Below are 17,042 nucleotides of genomic sequence, written 5' to 3'. Positions count from 1 at the left end.
AATGCACCTCATTTCTTAATCATCGAAGTCCGATCTATGTTTTGTTGAAATTCCTTTCGCTGCTTTTTTTACATGTTGTGGTCTTGCTTGTACATCTCTTGTATCAATCATTGTTAAAGGGAAACGAATCCAAGAATCTTTAACGGATTGTTGTCTTGTCGGATAAAACAAAGCGTACGGCTTACGTAAGGAAGTAAGCCTAAATAGATGAGTAAATAAAAAGATAAATCCAAGAGAAATCCCGAAAAGTCCTCCTATTTCTGCAAACATAAGAAAAGGAAAGCGTAGTAATCGAACAGCGTTACCCATTTTATAAATAGGTGTAATAAAAGAAGCGAGTGCTGATAGTGCAACGATAATTAATAAAATGTTACTCGTTAAACCAGCTTGTACAGATGCTTGTCCGATTACGATACCGCCTACAATACCGAGCGTTTGACCAACTTTCATCGGTAACCTCGCACCAGCTTCTCTTAATAAGTCGATTGCAAGTTCTAAAAAGAGCGCTTCAATTAAAGGTGGAAACGGTACTTGTGCCCTTGATAAAATCAAAGTTTCAAGTAAGTCACTTGGAATGAGTTCATAATGATAATTTAAAACTGCAACGTATAACGGTGTAGCGCAGATTGAAAATAGAACGGCGATTAATCTTAAAATCCTTGAAAATGTAGCGTACATCCAGGAGACGTTATAGTCTTCTGGTGAAATGAAAAAATCGAAATAGGATACTGGAGTAAGTAGCACGCTTGGAGAACCATCAACAAAAATAGCGATTTTTCCATCAATGAGTGCTTTTGTAACTCTATCAGTGCGTTCTGTATTGATATAGAGAGGGAAAATCGATTTTTCACCCATCAATTCTTGTATATAAGCACTATCATTAATTTGATCATATTCAAGAGCGCGTAATGATTCCTCGAGAAAATCTACATTATCTTTTTCAGCGAGGTTGTCTAAATACATCATGACAACTTTTGTTTTGGAAAACTCGCCGATAATCATTTCTTTTGTTTGTAAATCTAAAACAGGAAGACGTTTTCGAACTAAATTAATGTTTGTATCAATATCCTCTACGAAACCTTCTTGTGGTCCAATAACAGTTGATTCGTTTAAAGGAGGGGTTGGTGCACGATAATTATCAATTGCAATGTTTGCAAGCATACATTTTTGATCTTGCTGCTTCAATTGAATAATTGCATGTCCTTTTAAAACCATGTCCTCAATTTTTTGTAAGTCATTCGTAATTGTGATACCACTCATCGGAATATGTTCCTTCAGTTCTTCTAGTGAAGCATTAGGTCGTTCCAAAAGAGTAGGCATTAAATACTTTTGCAATTTCTCCCCATCAAGTGAAGGACGATAGTAAGAAATCCAATATGGCATCGTTTCATCATCAGATGTGTGATAATTAACAAAATCACTAGACTTCTTGAGCTTCTCTATTAAATCTTGTAGTGAATGAATACGGTCTTTTTCTGGCTTCGAAAAATCATAAATACTATTACTTCCAGAGCTTTGTTGTTTATTCTGAGAAGAATCATTTTGTTTCGAGTTTTGCTGTTCCTCATGAGAAGAGTCGTCTTGTTTAGAATTTTGTTGTTTCTCATGAGAAGAGTCGTCTTGTTTAGGATTTTGTTGTTTCTCATGAGAAGAGTCGTCTTGCTTAGAATTTTGTTGTTTCTCATGAGAGGAATCGTCTTGTTTAGGATTTTGTTGTTTCTCATGAGAAGAGTCGTCTTGCTTAGAATTTTGTTGTTTCTCATGAGAGGAATCGTCTTGTTTAGAGTTTTGTTGTTTCTCATGAGAAGAGTCGTCTTGCTTAGAATTTTGTTGTTTCTCATGAGAGGAATCGTCTTGTTTCGAGTTTTGTTGTTTCTCATGAGAGGAATCGTCTTGTTTCGAATTTTGCTGTTTCTCATGAGAGGAATCGTCTTGTTTCGAGTTTTGTTGTTTCTCATGAGAGGAATCGTCTTGTTTCGAATTTTGCTGTTTCTCATGAGAAGGATCATCTTTTTTAGAATTTTGCTGTTTCTTATGAGAGTAATCATCTTGTTTCGAGTTTTTTTGCTCGCTACTATCACCTTTATTATGTTTCATACTTCTAGTCTGATCTTTGTTCACAATCTCTTGATTACTAGGCTGCTGCTTCGGGTTATCTGCTTCTTTTGTCTCTGTTGAATTTGATTTTTTTTTCTTACGTAGCCAATTCCAAATCATATGTATGCCCTCTTTGATTTTTGTAATATAGTGCTATTTTGTGGCTAATTTTGTATATTATTCATTTATTTATGAAAAGAAGAAGGAGATTGATTTGCATAGAAAAAAACCTTTAGTAAGCAGTTCATACTATAACGGGAAGAGGGAGAGTCTGTGCAAATTGTAAAAAAAGAGAAGTTTGCATTAAATGAGTTTACATTTGAAAATGGTAGGGAAATTCCTGTTCAAATGGGATATGAGACGTATGGTATTTTAAATAGAGAAAGGTCAAATGCCATTTTGGTTTGTCATTATTTTAGTGCAACAAGTCATGCAGCAGGAAAATATACTGTGCATGATGAGGAGTCTGGTTGGTGGGCTGGGCTAATTGGACCTGGAAAAGCGATTGATACAAATAAATATTTTGTTATATGTACTGATAATCTTTGTAATGTACAGGTGAAGAACCCGTATGTAATTACAACGGGACCGAAGTCGATTAATCCAGAAACAGGGGAAGAGTATGTTATGGATTTCCCTGTGTTTACCTTTCTTGATGTAGCTCGTATACAATATGAGTTAATAAAAAATATGGGAATCTCAAGGTTACATGCTGTAATAGGGCCGTCGGCGGGTGGAATGATTGCGCAGCAATGGGCTGTTCACTACTCTCATATGGTAGAGCGAATGATTGGCGTTATTACGAACCCGCAAAATCCAATTATAACGTCAGTAAATGTAGCGCAAAATGCGATTGAAGCAATTCAACTAGATCCAAGTTGGAAGGGCGGGAAATATGGAGAAACACAGCCAATGCAGGGGCTTCATTTAGCAAACAGAATGATGTTTATGAACGCTTTTGATGAGCATTTTTATGAAACGGAATTTCCTCGTAACAGTATTGAGGTAGAACCTTATGAAAAGTTTTCTACATTAACATCATTTGAGAAAGAGATAAATAAAGTGACATACAAAAGTATAGAGTTAGTAGATGCAAATTCGTGGATGTACACTGCGAAAGCAGTTTTATTGCATGATATTGCGCATGGATTTTCTTCTTTGGAAGAGGCTCTTTCTAAAATAAAAGCGAATGTACTTATGATTCCGTGTAAACAAGATTTACTTCAGCCGTCTCGTTACAATTATAAAATGGTAGACATTTTGCAAAAACAAGGGAAGTATGCGGAGGTCTATGAAATAGAAAGTATAAATGGGCATATGGCGGGAGCGTTAGATATCCATTTATTTGAAAAGAAAGTTTATGAATTTTTAAATCGGAAAGTGTCTAGTTTTGTGTAGAAAATAAATGATGTGAAAAAGGTGCAATATGTGTAGTAGGCACCTTTTTTTACATGATTTGTAGACGGAAAATATATGTAGCGATTGCTATACCGAAGAACGCTATACTAAGTAATAGAAATAAGAATGACATTTCTTGGGGAGATTTTAACTTTTTATTATTTTTCATGCTGAGTACAATAATTGCGGCGGTTAAAAAAATAATGCTCATAATGAAAAGAAAAAGTGTCATTTTAATCGACTCCTTTCATAAAACAAGTATATTGAGGATACAATGCGATAGAGATGTTTGTAAAGAATAAGTTTTACGGAGAAATTGAGAAATAAATTCTCCATTCTTTGCGTTCCTTCTTTTGCATGCTAAAATTGATTAGAAATGGTTGTTTAAAGAAGAAACGAAAGGTTTTATTGTATATAAGGAGGAACGACATATGACAGAAGTAAAAACAATTACAACAGAAGAAGTACAAGAACGTTTAGAAAATGGAGAAACGTTATTTTTAGTAGATGTAAGGGAAGATGAAGAAGTAGCAGCAGGGAAAATTCCAGAAGCGGTACATATTAAAATGGGTGATATCCCAAATAAAGTAGACTTCTTTAATAAAGAGAATGAATATATCTTTATTTGCCGTTCGGGAATGCGCAGTGAGAATGTATGCCATTATTTAAATGAGCAAGGATTTAAAACAGTGAATATGGTTGGCGGTATGCTTCAATATGAAGGCGAAATGAAATAGTTAATTACTAAAAACTTGAAACGAGTCTGTTTCAAGTTTTTTTCTTTTGCATACAGTATACAAAAGGAGGAGGGGGAAATGGGGATTAATTTGCGTAAAGTAAAAATTATTAATAATACAGGAGCTGTTAATGTCGGCGACTGTTATGATATCTCACCTTTAGCTGTAGCGAAAATATACGCGGGTGCTGGAGGATCGAGTGCGGCTATTTTTTTAAATGGAAAAAGGCAGCCAGAAGCGGTGATTAGAACATCAGTATTCCTTCCGCCATTAGCAACGAGCACACGTACATTAGGTTCGTAGAGGAAAGGTAGAGTGTAATTATGCCTGCGCATATAAAAGAGTTTGTTATTGTTAATAATACTGGGAATATATTTACAGGTGACAATTTGAGTGATACTTCATTTACTGCTACGAAATCGTATAGTGGTTCAATGGGGTGTACTTGGATTGATGTTGTTACAGTAATAGGAACAGAGACGAAGCTTTGTTTACAGCCGGGTGATTCTGTGACGACAACATATACACGAGGTACTCCTGCTGGTACTGTAACAGGAACAAATATGGGGCAAAGTGTAAATGCATCGAGTATAGCGCAAGCTGTCCCGAATACAGATAATATGGATTCAATTGCTGGACTCCCTTAAGGAATTAAGGGAGTTTTTATTATTTAAAATAAAAATAGTCTTGGAAATTATTTTTGTAAATAGATTAAGAAGAGGCTTATTTATTATGAAAAAGACGGTTTGTAGGTGGTGAAAGTGTGAAGAATCGTGATAATAATCGGAAGCAAAATTCGTTAAGCTCTAATTTTAGAATTCCACCCGAACTTATTGGGCCTACTTTTCCCCCTGTTCCAACTGGATTTACAGGTATAGGGATTACTGGTCCAACCGGTCCACAAGGCCCAACAGGACCTCAAGGACCAAGAGGATTACAAGGTCCGATGGGGGAGATGGGCCCGACAGGACCTCAAGGTGTGCAAGGGATACAAGGATCAGTTGGGCCAATAGGTGCAACTGGACCAGAAGGACAGCAGGGGCCACAAGGATTGAGAGGTCCACAAGGAGAAACTGGAGCGACAGGTTTACAGGGTGTGCAAGGATTACAAGGGCCCATTGGTCCAACAGGTCCGATTGGAGTACAAGGGATACAGGGTGTACAGGGATTACAGGGTCCGATTGGAGATACCGGACCTGAGGGTTCTCAAGGAATCCAAGGAGTGCAAGGGATACCGGGAGCAACAGGTCCACAAGGGATTCAAGGAGTGCAAGGAATCCAAGGGACAGAGGGACCGAGTGGAAGTACGGGAACAACAGGAGCAACAGGTCAAGGGATTACAGGCCCGACAGGAATAACAGGTCCAACAGGGATAACTGGACCTTCAGGAGGCCCTCCAGGTCCAACTGGCCCGACAGGAGCAACAGGTCCTGGGGGTGGACCGAGTGGAAGTACAGGGGTGACAGGACCAACAGGAGCAACTGGAAATACTGGAGCAACAGGTCAGGGGCTAACCGGTCCGACAGGAAGTACAGGAGAAACAGGTGCGCAGGGGCTACAAGGGCTACAAGGGATACAAGGAATTCAAGGGCCAATTGGCCCAACAGGTCCAGAAGGGCCACAGGGAATTCAAGGTATTCCTGGTCCGACGGGAGTAACTGGTGAGCAAGGGATCCAAGGTGTTCAGGGGATTCAAGGAATAACGGGAGCAACCGGAGATCAAGGCCCACAAGGTATACAGGGAGCTATAGGACCTCAAGGTGTAACAGGAGTAACAGGAGATCAAGGTCCACAAGGTATACAAGGAGTACCAGGTCCATCAGGAGCAACGGGACCACAAGGAGTTCAAGGGATACAAGGTCCGATGGGTGAGATAGGCCCAACAGGTCCAGAAGGCCCAGAGGGACTTCAAGGCCCGCAAGGAATACAAGGAGTGCCAGGTCCAGTTGGAGCAACGGGTCCAGAGGGGCCACAGGGGATACAAGGCATACAAGGACCGGTAGGAGCAACGGGCCCACAAGGCCCACAAGGAATACAGGGAATACAAGGTGTGCAAGGGATAACGGGAGCAACAGGAGCACAAGGAGCAACCGGAATTCAAGGGATACAAGGGGAAATAGGAGCAACCGGTCCAGAGGGCCCGCAAGGAGTGCAAGGTGCTCAAGGGGCAATTGGTCCAACAGGTCCGATGGGGCCACAGGGAGTGCAAGGAATTCAAGGGATTCAAGGAGCAACAGGTGCACAAGGAGTGCAAGGACCACAAGGAATTCAAGGGATACAAGGTCCGACGGGAGCGACAGGAGATACGGGAGCAACTGGGGCGACAGGGGAAGGAACAACAGGTCCAACTGGAACAACAGGTCCAACAGGGGTAACGGGACCTTCAGGAGGACCAGCAGGACCGACTGGCCCAACGGGACCATCAGGTCCGACAGGAGTGACAGGTCCATCCGGTGGGCCACCTGGACCGACCGGAGCAACCGGTTCGACAGGGGCAACCGGAGATACCGGAGCGACAGGGCCGGTTGGAGTGACAGGAGCGACAGGAGAAACGGGAGCAACCGGAGTGACGGGTTTACAGGGTCCACAAGGAATACAAGGTGTGCAAGGAGAAATAGGTCCAACAGGCCCGCAAGGAATTCAAGGTCCACAAGGGATACAAGGAGTAACTGGGGCGACGGGAGATCAAGGTCCACAAGGAATACAAGGTCCTCAAGGAATTCAAGGGCCAACTGGACCACAAGGAATTCAAGGAGAACAAGGTCTACAAGGGATACAAGGAGTAACCGGGGCGACGGGAGCACAAGGACCACAGGGAATTCAAGGGATACAAGGAATCCAAGGTCCGACCGGTCCACAAGGCCCAACTGGAATACAAGGAGTGCAAGGGGAAATAGGTCCAACAGGTCCTCAAGGAGTGCAAGGCTTACAAGGTCCACAAGGCCCAACCGGGGACACGGGTGCAACAGGAGCGCAAGGCCCACAGGGAATTCAAGGACCAACGGGAGTCACGGGAGCGACCGGAGCAACCGGAGCAACAGGGCTACAAGGAATTCAAGGCCCGCAAGGAATTCAAGGTCCAACCGGAGCTGGAGCAACCGGAGCCACTGGAGCGACCGGGGTGACTGGAGTTAGTACAACTGCAACGTATGCATTTGCGAATAATACATCAGGAAGTGTTATTTCTGTTTTATTAGGCGGTACAAATATCCCATTACCAAACAATCAAAATATTGGACCAGGAATAACCGTTAGTGGTGGAAATACTGTATTTACAGTTGCCAATGCAGGGAATTATTATATAGCCTATACAATTAATTTAACAGCAGGATTACTTGTAAGTTCGCGTATAACTGTAAATGGAAGTCCGCTTGCGGGAACGATAAACTCCCCAGCAGTGGCTACTGGTTCATTTAGTGCAACAATAATTGCTAATTTGCCTGCTGGAGCTGCCGTTAGTTTGCAATTATTTGGAGTAGTTGCACTGGCTACATTATCTACGGCAACGCCAGGAGCTACTCTAACGATTATTAGATTAAGTTAATAAGTAGAAAACCTTGGAACTTTTATGTTTCAAGGTTTTTTTATCCCAGTATTTGAGAGTAACTCTCGCTAATCAGAGGGGAATGGATAACTTCCTATTGTTTAAAGTTTCACTTTATTCACCTTAGCAAAAACATCGCAGTTCGAAAATATATTATAATAGAATGAAAAGAAAGAAATTTGGCAGAAAGGGAGGGTGGCGATGCAGGAGATGGTTAAAGACTTTTTTGGACGCCCACTTCAAGATTTACGCATATCTGTCATTGATCGTTGCAATTTTAGATGTACATATTGTATGCCAGCAGAAGTATTTGGGCCTGATTATGCTTTTTTGAAAGATGAGTTTTTACTGACGTTTGATGAAATTGAACGTTTGGCAAAAGTGTTTGTTAGCATCGGTGTACGAAAAATTAGACTTACTGGTGGCGAACCACTGCTTCGTAAAGATTTAACAAAACTTATTGCATGTCTCGTGAAAATTGACGGGCTAGTAGATATAGGGTTAACGACGAATGCAATTCATTTAACGAAGCAAGCGAAGGCATTAAAAGAAGCTGGATTACATAGAGTGAATGTTAGTTTAGATGCGATAGATGATGATACATTTAGAAATATTAATGGTCGAAATATTAATACGAAACCTGTGATTAAGGGCATTATAGCAGCAAAAGAGGCAGGGCTTGAAGTAAAAGTAAATATGGTTGTGAAAAAAGGGATGAACGATCATCAAGTACTACCGATGGCTGCATATTTTAAAGAACAAGGAATCACGCTTAGATTTATTGAGTTTATGGACGTTGGTAGTACGAATGGATGGAATTTTGATCAAGTAGTTACGAAGCGGGAATTAATTGAGACAATTCATGGAGTGTATCCGCTTGAGCAAGCTGAAGCGCATTATTTTGGTGAAGTTGCGAAACGATATCGGTATGTTGGAACAAATGTAGAGGTCGGTTTTATTACTTCTGTTTCTGAGTCGTTTTGTTCTTCTTGTACGAGAGCGAGAATTTCGGCGGATGGAAAGTTCTATACTTGTTTGTTTGCGACGGAAGGATTGGATATAAGGGAACTTCTTAGAGATAATCTTTCGGATGAAGAGCTATTACATGTTATACAAGATGTATGGATGAATAGAAAAGATAGATATTCAGATGAACGGACAGAAGAAAGTGCAAAAAATCGTCCGAAAATTGAAATGTCTTATATAGGAGGATAAGGAAGGGGGCTATCGTATGCAGGAGCGATATTCAAGACAAATATTATTTCCTGGTGTTGGAGAAGAAGGGCAGCGAAAAATAAGAGAGAAGCATGTGCTTATTATCGGCGCTGGTGCCCTAGGTGCGGCAAATGCAGAAGCGATTGTTAGAGCAGGTGTTGGAAAAGTAACGATTGCAGATCGCGATTATGTAGAATGGAGCAATTTACAAAGACAACAATTATATACAGAAGAAGATGCAAAGCAGTATAAACCGAAGGCGGTAGCGGCAGCAGAACATTTAAAAGCGATTAATTCTGAGGTGGAAATTAATCCAGTTGTAACTGATGTAACGGTGCAAGAAATGGAAGAACTAGTGAATGGTGTAGACTTAATATTAGATGCGACAGATAATTTTGAAACGCGTCTTCTCATTAATGATATTTCACAAAAGTATAATATTCCGTGGATATATGGTGGTTGTGTCGGAAGTTACGGAGTGACTTATACAATTTTACCAGGGAAAACACCGTGTTTCCGCTGTTTAATGGAGCATCCGGCGAGTGGAGCAACATGTGATACAGTTGGTATTATACAGCCAGCGGTGCAGTTAGTAGTTGCGCATCAAATAACAGAAGCGTTGAAAATATTAGTAGAAGACTTTGGTGCGCTTCGTGAAACGATGCTATCGTTTGACCTTTGGAATAATCAGCAGATGGCATTTAAAGTGAATAGGCAGAAAAAAGATACGTGTTTATCTTGTGGAAGATTACGTACATATCCGAGTTTAACATTTGAAGCACAAACGAAAACGGAAGTGTTATGTGGGCGGAATACAGTACAAATTCGTCCAGGGATGCGGAAAGATTTTAATTTAGAAGAAACTAAAAAGCGCTTACAAAAAAGTGTAGAGGTAAAGGCAACACCTTATTTATTATCATTCCCGATAGAAGAATATCGATTTGTTCTATTTACAGATGGTAGGGCGTTTATTCATGGGACAAATGATATGAATGTAGCGAAAAGTTTATATGCAAGATATATAGGTTGAACCTAAAGGAAATCCTTTAGGTTCAACGGAGAGGATTACGAATTTCTCGTATAATCGCCACTTTTTCCACCTGTTTTTTCAAGTAAGTACGTTTCACCAATAATCATACTTTTATCAACAGCTTTACACATATCATACACGGTAAGAGCCGTAGCAGAAGCAGCTGTTAAAGCTTCCATTTCAACGCCAGTGCTACCTTCTGTTTTAACTTTTACTTCAATAAGTAATCGATATTGTTCATTTGATTGTTGCCAATCGAAAGAAACGTCAACACCTTTTAATAATAAAGGATGGCACATTGGGATAATATCAGAAGTGCGTTTTGCAGCCATAATGCCTGCGATTTGGGCAACTGCTAATACGTCACCTTTCCCAATTTCATTGTGAGAGATTTTATCGTAAATTTCTTTCGTAACTACAATGCTAGAGCACGCAATTGCTGTTCGAACGGTTGTTTTTTTGTCGCTTATATCAACCATCTTCGCGCGTCCTTGGTCATTAAAGTGTGTGAATGAAGACATGGAATTCCTCCTTGAAGTAATTTCTGTTTAATATATAAAGTTTAATCGAGATAAAAAAAATTGCAAATATGAGGTGAGAAACGATGGTAGAAAAACGAATTCCAATTCAAGTTGCTGAGGCAGTAGAGCGGGTAATGAAATATGCGAAGCATGGTGAAGTAGAAGAAGTTTCTATTACGGAAAGTTACGGGAGAATTCTTGGGGAAGGTGTTGTCTCAGATCATGACGTTCCTCATTTTGATCGTTCTCCTTACGATGGTTTCGCAATTCGAGCAGAAGATACGAAAGAAGCGAATCAAGAGAATCCAGTTGAATTTGAAGTGATAGGAGAAATTGGAGCGGGGTCTGTTTTTGTAAAAGAGGTAGGTTCTTTTGAAGCAGTTCGTATTATGACGGGAGCAGCTATTCCAGAGAATTGCAATGCAGTCGTAATGCTAGAACTGACAGAAGGATTTGAGAAGAACGGAAAAACATATATGAGGTTAAAGCGTCCTTTTAATAGTGGTGACAATGTGTCATTTAAAGGAGAAGATATAAAACAAAATCAAGTTCTCGTTAAGAAAGGTGTTGCAATTAATCCAGGTGTTGCTGCGCTATTAGCGACGTTTGGATATAGTACTGTGAAAGTTGTAAAACAGCCTGTTGTCGGTATTGTAACGACAGGGAGTGAATTACTAGAAGTACACGAGTCGTTAGAACCAGGAAAGATTAGAAATAGTAACTCTTATATGATTGCCGCTCAAATTATGAAAGCTGGTGGAAAGGTCCGATATTATGGCCAACTGGCTGATGAGCTAGATGCATGTTTTACAGCTGTTCAATCGGCGATGGATGAGGTTGATATTTTAATTACAACAGGCGGTGTTTCGGTAGGAGATTATGACTACTTACCAGCTATATATGAAAGATTACAGGCGAATGTCCTCTTTAATAAAATAGCGATGAGACCAGGAAGTGTAACGACAGTAGCTGAAGTTGATGGAAAGTTACTTTTCGGTTTATCAGGGAATCCGTCTGCTTGTTATGTAGGCTTTGAATTATTTGTGCATCCGATTATAAAAACGTATTTGTATGCGAAGGAGCCTCACGTATATAGAGCTGATGCTATTTTACAAAAAGATTTTCCAAAGCCAAATCCATTTACTCGTTTCGTAAGAGCAAACGTGACGATCGTGGATGGGGCATTACAAGCGATGCCGGTCGGTTTAGATAAATCGAGTGCGGTATCTTCACTTGCGGATGCAAATGCGTTTATCGTGTTGCCTGGAGGAACGAGAGGATTTGAGGCAGGGATGAAAGTATCCGTATTATTGTTAGAGCATTCGGAGGGATGTGATTGGCCTTGGGAAAAGCCTCTTCAATCATACAAATAGTAGGGTATCAAAATAGCGGGAAAACAACACTTGTAGAGAAAGTTGTGCATGCTTTAGCCGAAAGCGAAATGAAAGTTGCTACAATTAAACATCACGGGCACGGAGGTTTTCCAGAAGTAGCACAAAAAGATAGTGAAAGACACAGAAAAGCCGGTGCTGTCGTAAGTAGTGTAGAAGGTGCGGGATTACTTTCACTTTCTTCGTTAAGAGAGGAATGGTCCTTACAAGAAATTATTCGCTTATATGAGTTTTTTGAAGTGGCTACAATTTTAATAGAGGGCTATAAAAAAGAGAACTATCCGAAAGTAGTGTTACTTCGTTCTGCGGAAGACGTTGAACTTGTACATAAAGTAGAAAATGTAGTAGCGGTCATTACGTGGTATAATGCGCCGGTAAATTTACGAGAAGAATATAAAGTATTTCATATAACAGAAGAAAAGTTGTACATAGACTGGTTTTTACAAACGGTTAGGAGTGCGAAATGATAAATACATATTATGAAGTAATTGATACAGAAATCTCGATTGAAGAGGTAGCGAAGAAAGTAATTCGCCGTGAATGCGGTGCTGTTACAACGTTTATTGGAACGGTTAGGGAGTTTACGAAAGGGCGTCGTACATTATACTTAGAGTATGTCGCTTATAAGACGATGGCAGAAAAGATGCTACAGAAAATCGGCTCAGAAGTGAAGGAGAAATGGCCAGGTACACACGTTGCGATCACGCATCGCATCGGTACATTGCAAATTTCTGATATCGCGGTTGTTGTGGCTGTTTCAACACCGCATCGTAAAGCGGCCTATGAAGCGAATGAATATATTATGGAACGCATAAAACAAATCGTTCCCATTTGGAAAAAGGAGTTTTGGGAAGATGGTGACTCGTGGATTGGTGACCAATTAGAAAAAACGCCATATCCGGCGGGAGAGCCTGGGAAGGAGTTATAAGTATGATTCGAGTATTGTTATTTGCGCACTTGCAAGAAGAAGCAGGAACAAGTGAATTACGAATAGAGAAAGAAAATATTACGGTTGCAGAGTTAAAAGATATTGTTGCCAATGAATATAATGTACCAGTATCAGCGCCAATTATGGTTGCAATTAATGAAGAATACGCAAATGAAGATGATAAAATTCAATCTGGTGATGTTGTTGCACTCATACCGCCGGTGAGCGGTGGTTAATATTGGATTCATTAAAACGACTTTCCTGAATAGGGGAAGTCGTTTTTTTATGGTATTTTTGAGAACACTAATTTATAGAACAAGGAGGGCATTATGAAAAAAATATGTGTAATGATGACGATGATATGTTCTATCTTTCTCTTTTCTCCAAGCGACTCTTTGGCGAAAGAATCGAAAGAACAACTTTTAGAGAGTGCGCTCTTAAATCGATATTACTCCGTTATAAGGCAAGCGACAGAAGATCAATATGAATGTGATTCAGTTATAAATATAAAGCGTCTCGGCAAGAAAGATGAATTCGTTCCTCGATTTGAAGTGACGCTACAATTTCTTACTTTTCAAGGTGCACATAATCCGCCAAATGACAAAGTTACACTTACTTTGGAAGATAATTTAGATCACATAAAGATCAAGAAAGTGGAAAGAGAAAAAAATGTTTCTAGTGCGATCGCAGAAAAGGTTTGCGCACAAGCGAAAGAAAAAATGAAAGCACACTCTAACAGTGTAGAGCGGTAACTGATGACATTTCGTAAAGAAAGGTAATGAGCCATGGATATATTTTTAGCGATTTTACCAGCCATATTTTGGGGAAGTATTGTGCTATTTAACGTGAAACTGGGCGGTGGACCGTATAGTCAAACGCTTGGCACAACGCTTGGTGCACTTATTTTCTCGATTGTTGTTTATATTTTTGTAAAGCCAGTATTAACTCCTACCGTTATTGGAGTTGGAATTGTGTCAGGTTTATTTTGGGCACTTGGTCAGGCGAATCAATTGAAAAGTATTGATTTAATGGGTGTTTCGAGGACGATGCCAATTTCAACAGGACTGCAATTAGTTGCGACGACTTTATTTGGCGTTATCGTATTTCATGAATGGTCCACGACAATTTCAGTCGTCCTTGGAATTTTAGCGCTCGTTTGTATTCTTATCGGTGTTATTTTAACGTCACTTCAAAGTGAAGAAGAAAAAAATGCAGAGCAAGCAGCAAATTTTAAAAGGGGCATCATAATTTTATTAATTTCAACAGTCGGTTATTTAGTTTACGTAGTAGTTATTAGGCTATTTAACGTAGATGGTTGGTCGGCTTTATTACCACAAGCAGTTGGTATGGTGTTAGGAGGTATTTTACTTACGTTTAAACATCATCCATTTAATAAATATGCGATACGAAATATTGTTCCAGGATTAATTTGGGCAGCTGGAAATATGTTTTTATTCATTTCGCAGCCGCGTGTCGGAGTCGCAACAAGCTTTTCACTATCGCAAATGGGAATTGTTATTTCGACGCTTGGCGGGATTCTTATATTAGGCGAAAGAAAAACGAAACGTCAATTAACAGGTATCGTTGTTGGGATCGTTTTTATTATTGCAGCTGGAATTATGTTAGGAATTGCAAAAGGTTAAGGAGGTATTGAAATGTATAGTGATTTAGAAGGGAAAGTCGTCGTTATTACAGGATCAGCAACGGGTCTCGGAAGAGCGATGGGAGTAAGGTTTGCTAAGGAGAAAGCAAAGGTCGTTATTAACTATCGCTCACGAGATTCAGAAGCGAATGATGTGTTAGAAGAAATTAAAAAGGTAGGCGGAGAAGCGATTGCTGTAAAAGGTGATGTGACGGTCGAGGCAGATGTTATGAATCTCATTCAATCTGCTGTGAAAGAGTTTGGTACGCTCGACGTTATGATTAATAATGCAGGAATAGAAAACGCGGTACCGTCGCATGAAATGCCGTTAGAAGATTGGAATAAAGTAATCAATACAAATTTAACAGGCGCTTTTTTAGGAAGCCGTGAAGCGATTAAATATTTTGTGGAACACGACATTAAAGGATCTGTCATTAATATGTCTAGCGTTCATGAGAAAATTCCGTGGCCACTATTTGTGCACTACGCAGCAAGTAAGGGCGGTATTAAACTTATGACAGAAACGTTAGCGTTAGAGTATGCACCAAAAGGTATTCGAGTAAATAATATTGGACCAGGTGCAATAAATACGCCAATTAATGCTGAAAAGTTTGCTGATCCAAAGCAGCGTGCTGACGTAGAAAGTATGATACCGATGGGCTATATTGGAAAACCTGAAGAAATCGCAGCAGTAGCAACTTGGCTCGCTTCATCAGAGGCGAGTTACGTAACTGGAATTACGTTATTTGCAGATGGTGGAATGACTTTATACCCATCTTTTCAAGCTGGGCGTGGATAATATGAAAAGGACAAAGAGTTTTATCTCTTTGTCCTTTTTGGCAAAAAAAATAGCGCGAGCTATTTTAAATTTAATGATTAATTGTCTCTTGAAGAAATTCTGTCGCTTGATGTTCAGAAACGTCTTGTACGAGCGCAACTTCACTAATCATCATTTTACGTGCATTATCTAGCATTTGTTTTTCGCTCGCATTTAATGCTCTTTCTTTATTACGGCGAAGTAAATCCCGAACAACTTCTGCACTATCTTGCAGATTGCCGTTTTTCATTTTTTCCATATTCATTGTATATCTTTGTTTCCATGAGAGTGATGGGTCTGATTCCCCATTTTGAAATTCAAGAAGTATATCATTTAACGTACCTTTATCGACGATATAACGAATACCTGATTTTTGTAATTGATCCATCGGAAGCATTACTTGCATATCTTTACTAAGGATGCGTATCACACAATATTGACGCGAAGTACCTAATATTTCTTTCTCCTCAATTGCTTCGATGATCCCTGCACCGTGCATTGGATAAACGATTTTATCACCAATTTGAAACAAATCATCCACCTCCATATGTGGTAACCACTTTTAATGATAACATAAGTTCATAAAAATGTCAAATTTTATATAATACCATATTGAGTACATTTGAGTCAATATGTAAAAGGTCTTTTTTTATGTATTTTTTTATGGTTTTATGTGAAATAAATATAGGTGACTTTTTTAGAAAAATAGTACAGGGTGAAGAAGGGGCATATCCACTTATTTTTAAGCATAAAATGTAAAATCGCTAATACAATATACCTAAATCCGTTCTTTGCAAAGGAGGGAGAGAAGGTGGGGCACACAATAAAAATTGATATTACAAATAAAGTTGTAGCTAAATTTAGATCAAATTATTTGGAATTATATACGAGTAAATTTATGATAGGTAAGTTTTATGTCTATACTGAAGATAAACAATATGTGTTAGAAGACGGATATATATATGAAAATGGAAAGTTTTATCGCATCATAGATACGCACCGTGGCAATAATCAAGCGGCGGAGGGCTGCGATCTAGGATGGTGTGAACATGATTCGTGTGAAAGTGTTTGATGAAAGTCACGAAAAAGACTTAGAAGACGCTGTAAATGTGTTTTTGAAAAAGATTGATGATAGTCACTTTGTAGATATTAAGTACCAAGTTGGTGTTTCTATTAACGATGATGAAAACCAAATTTATTGTTTTTCAGCAATGATTGTTTATAAAGCATAAAAAAGAGCTGGGTGAGCCAGCTCTTTTTTATGCTTTATCCCGCATTAACGGGCAGTAAGACTCCCACCTCAAAATTTAGCGCATACGAGGAAGTTAGGTGGGAGGCAATTGCCCGTAAAAGCCCGATTGGTTCAACTAATAATCAGTGGGGGATGAATAAAACCCCCCACTGATTAAAGTTTCACTTTATGTTGGGACAACATGGGTTGGTAATACGTTCATAATAGATTGGGGTGCGCCTAATTTCTTTGTCGTTAAAAGGTTTGCCTCTGTTTCATGATCTTGGGCATCTTTACACATACCAAGGTGATAACGATCACCTAAAAATGGATCAATATAAAAACCGTTTTTGAATACTTTATCATTCGGATGTTTTTCATGGTGAATGTCAGAACAGTTAATGCAATAGAACATAGTTTTCATCCCGATACGATAAACTTAACTAAATCTATATAATTCAATCAAATTTACACAAGTTAGTGCTTCATCG

The 17,042-nt window shown here is 39.4% G+C and carries 21 protein-coding genes; 16 read left to right on the top strand and 5 right to left on the bottom strand.

Features of this window, described 5'->3' with window-relative positions:
- Positions 1-15 precede the first annotated feature (15 nt).
- Positions 16-2,217: a spore germination protein gene (locus BTOYO_RS26195; protein ID WP_080990484.1), complete on the bottom strand. Its 2,202-nt coding sequence runs from the start codon at positions 2,215-2,217 to the stop codon at positions 16-18.
- A 153-nt stretch (positions 2,218-2,370) separates the two neighbouring features.
- Here BTOYO_RS26195 and BTOYO_RS09915 point away from each other — a divergent pair, with 153 nt between their 5' ends.
- Positions 2,371-3,495 (top strand): homoserine O-acetyltransferase family protein, encoded by a 1,125-nt coding sequence (locus BTOYO_RS09915; RefSeq protein WP_001167598.1) that lies wholly within the window; start codon positions 2,371-2,373, stop codon positions 3,493-3,495.
- A gap of 49 nt (positions 3,496-3,544) precedes the next feature.
- On the opposite strand, the gene BTOYO_RS09910 is transcribed toward BTOYO_RS09915, so the two are convergent.
- Entirely contained in the window at positions 3,545-3,727 is a 183-nt protein-coding gene (locus BTOYO_RS09910; RefSeq protein ID WP_000171892.1) for a hypothetical protein, read from the bottom strand.
- Positions 3,728-3,926: 199 nt separating this feature from the next.
- On the opposite strand from BTOYO_RS09910, the gene BTOYO_RS09905 reads away from it, so the two are divergent.
- The 6 genes from BTOYO_RS09905 to BTOYO_RS09880 all read left to right on the top strand — a co-directional run bounded on the left by BTOYO_RS09905 (position 3,927) and on the right by BTOYO_RS09880 (position 10,021).
- Positions 3,927-4,232, top strand: a complete 306-nt coding sequence (locus tag BTOYO_RS09905) for a rhodanese-like domain-containing protein (protein ID WP_000141215.1) — start codon at positions 3,927-3,929, stop codon at positions 4,230-4,232.
- A 78-nt stretch (positions 4,233-4,310) separates the two neighbouring features.
- A complete protein-coding gene (locus BTOYO_RS09900) occupies positions 4,311-4,535 on the top strand; it encodes a spore germination protein (protein ID WP_000512461.1) in 225 nt (74 codons plus the stop codon).
- A gap of 20 nt (positions 4,536-4,555) precedes the next feature.
- Positions 4,556-4,879: a hypothetical protein gene (locus BTOYO_RS09895; protein ID WP_001110863.1), complete on the top strand. Its 324-nt coding sequence runs from the start codon at positions 4,556-4,558 to the stop codon at positions 4,877-4,879.
- A 116-nt stretch (positions 4,880-4,995) separates the two neighbouring features.
- Positions 4,996-7,776, top strand: a complete 2,781-nt coding sequence (locus BTOYO_RS09890) for a BclA-related collagen-like exosporium protein (protein WP_000796074.1) — start codon at positions 4,996-4,998, stop codon at positions 7,774-7,776.
- A 201-nt stretch (positions 7,777-7,977) separates the two neighbouring features.
- Positions 7,978-8,991 carry a GTP 3',8-cyclase MoaA gene (moaA, locus tag BTOYO_RS09885; protein WP_001157121.1) on the top strand — a complete coding sequence of 338 codons (1,014 nt, stop codon included), beginning with the start codon at positions 7,978-7,980 and terminating at the stop codon, positions 8,989-8,991.
- Positions 8,992-9,007: 16 nt separating this feature from the next.
- Positions 9,008-10,021 carry a molybdopterin-synthase adenylyltransferase MoeB gene (locus BTOYO_RS09880; protein ID WP_001158073.1) on the top strand — a complete coding sequence of 338 codons (1,014 nt, stop codon included), beginning with the start codon at positions 9,008-9,010 and terminating at the stop codon, positions 10,019-10,021.
- 35 nt (positions 10,022-10,056) lie between these two features.
- On the opposite strand, the gene moaC is transcribed toward BTOYO_RS09880, so the two are convergent.
- Positions 10,057-10,542 (bottom strand): cyclic pyranopterin monophosphate synthase MoaC, encoded by a 486-nt coding sequence (gene moaC / locus BTOYO_RS09875; protein WP_000094155.1) that lies wholly within the window; start codon positions 10,540-10,542, stop codon positions 10,057-10,059.
- An 83-nt stretch (positions 10,543-10,625) separates the two neighbouring features.
- Here moaC and moeA point away from each other — a divergent pair, with 83 nt between their 5' ends.
- The 7 genes from moeA to BTOYO_RS09840 all read left to right on the top strand — a co-directional run bounded on the left by moeA (position 10,626) and on the right by BTOYO_RS09840 (position 15,302).
- On the top strand, positions 10,626-11,915 hold the full coding sequence (moeA, locus tag BTOYO_RS09870) for a molybdopterin molybdotransferase MoeA (RefSeq protein ID WP_000229711.1): 1,290 nt from the start codon (positions 10,626-10,628) through the stop codon (positions 11,913-11,915).
- Entirely contained in the window at positions 11,879-12,400 is a 522-nt protein-coding gene (gene mobB, locus BTOYO_RS09865) for a molybdopterin-guanine dinucleotide biosynthesis protein B (protein WP_002093154.1), read from the top strand. The genes moeA and mobB overlap by 37 nt, the downstream gene beginning before the upstream one ends.
- Positions 12,397-12,861, top strand: coding sequence for a molybdopterin synthase catalytic subunit MoaE (moaE, locus tag BTOYO_RS09860; protein WP_000611223.1), 465 nt, complete (start codon positions 12,397-12,399; stop codon positions 12,859-12,861). Before mobB ends, moaE begins: the two co-directional genes overlap by 4 nt.
- Before the next feature lie 2 nt (positions 12,862-12,863).
- On the top strand, positions 12,864-13,097 hold the full coding sequence (moaD, locus tag BTOYO_RS09855; RefSeq protein WP_000621781.1) for a molybdopterin converting factor subunit 1: 234 nt from the start codon (positions 12,864-12,866) through the stop codon (positions 13,095-13,097).
- 93 nt (positions 13,098-13,190) lie between these two features.
- Positions 13,191-13,613, top strand: a complete 423-nt coding sequence (locus tag BTOYO_RS09850) for a DUF3888 domain-containing protein (protein ID WP_000717664.1) — start codon at positions 13,191-13,193, stop codon at positions 13,611-13,613.
- A 33-nt stretch (positions 13,614-13,646) separates the two neighbouring features.
- A complete protein-coding gene (gene glcU, locus BTOYO_RS09845; RefSeq protein ID WP_000350876.1) occupies positions 13,647-14,504 on the top strand; it encodes a glucose uptake protein GlcU in 858 nt (285 codons plus the stop codon).
- Between the two features lie 12 nt (positions 14,505-14,516).
- Positions 14,517-15,302 (top strand): glucose 1-dehydrogenase, encoded by a 786-nt coding sequence (locus BTOYO_RS09840; RefSeq protein WP_000286691.1) that lies wholly within the window; start codon positions 14,517-14,519, stop codon positions 15,300-15,302.
- Between the two features lie 70 nt (positions 15,303-15,372).
- On the opposite strand, the gene BTOYO_RS09835 is transcribed toward BTOYO_RS09840, so the two are convergent.
- Positions 15,373-15,867, bottom strand: a complete 495-nt coding sequence (locus BTOYO_RS09835; protein WP_000451448.1) for a CarD family transcriptional regulator — start codon at positions 15,865-15,867, stop codon at positions 15,373-15,375.
- A gap of 264 nt (positions 15,868-16,131) precedes the next feature.
- Here BTOYO_RS09835 and BTOYO_RS09830 point away from each other — a divergent pair, with 264 nt between their 5' ends.
- Together BTOYO_RS09830 and BTOYO_RS09825 are read left to right on the top strand one after the other, a co-directional pair.
- On the top strand, positions 16,132-16,392 hold the full coding sequence (locus BTOYO_RS09830) for a DUF2553 family protein (RefSeq protein WP_000510186.1): 261 nt from the start codon (positions 16,132-16,134) through the stop codon (positions 16,390-16,392).
- Positions 16,370-16,552, top strand: coding sequence for a sporulation protein Cse60 (locus BTOYO_RS09825; RefSeq protein ID WP_000621749.1), 183 nt, complete (start codon positions 16,370-16,372; stop codon positions 16,550-16,552). Before BTOYO_RS09830 ends, BTOYO_RS09825 begins: the two co-directional genes overlap by 23 nt.
- Before the next feature lie 186 nt (positions 16,553-16,738).
- On the opposite strand, the gene BTOYO_RS09820 is transcribed toward BTOYO_RS09825, so the two are convergent.
- Positions 16,739-16,966, bottom strand: a complete 228-nt coding sequence (locus BTOYO_RS09820; protein WP_000498976.1) for a DUF3973 domain-containing protein — start codon at positions 16,964-16,966, stop codon at positions 16,739-16,741.
- Between the last annotated feature and the right edge of the window lie 76 nt (positions 16,967-17,042).

The sequence above is a fragment of the Bacillus toyonensis BCT-7112 genome, from assembly GCF_000496285.1.
Lineage (GTDB): Bacteria > Bacillota > Bacilli > Bacillales > Bacillaceae_G > Bacillus_A > Bacillus_A toyonensis.
Note: the sequence above shows the minus strand (reverse complement) of the source record. Positions and strands in the feature narration are given on the sequence as shown.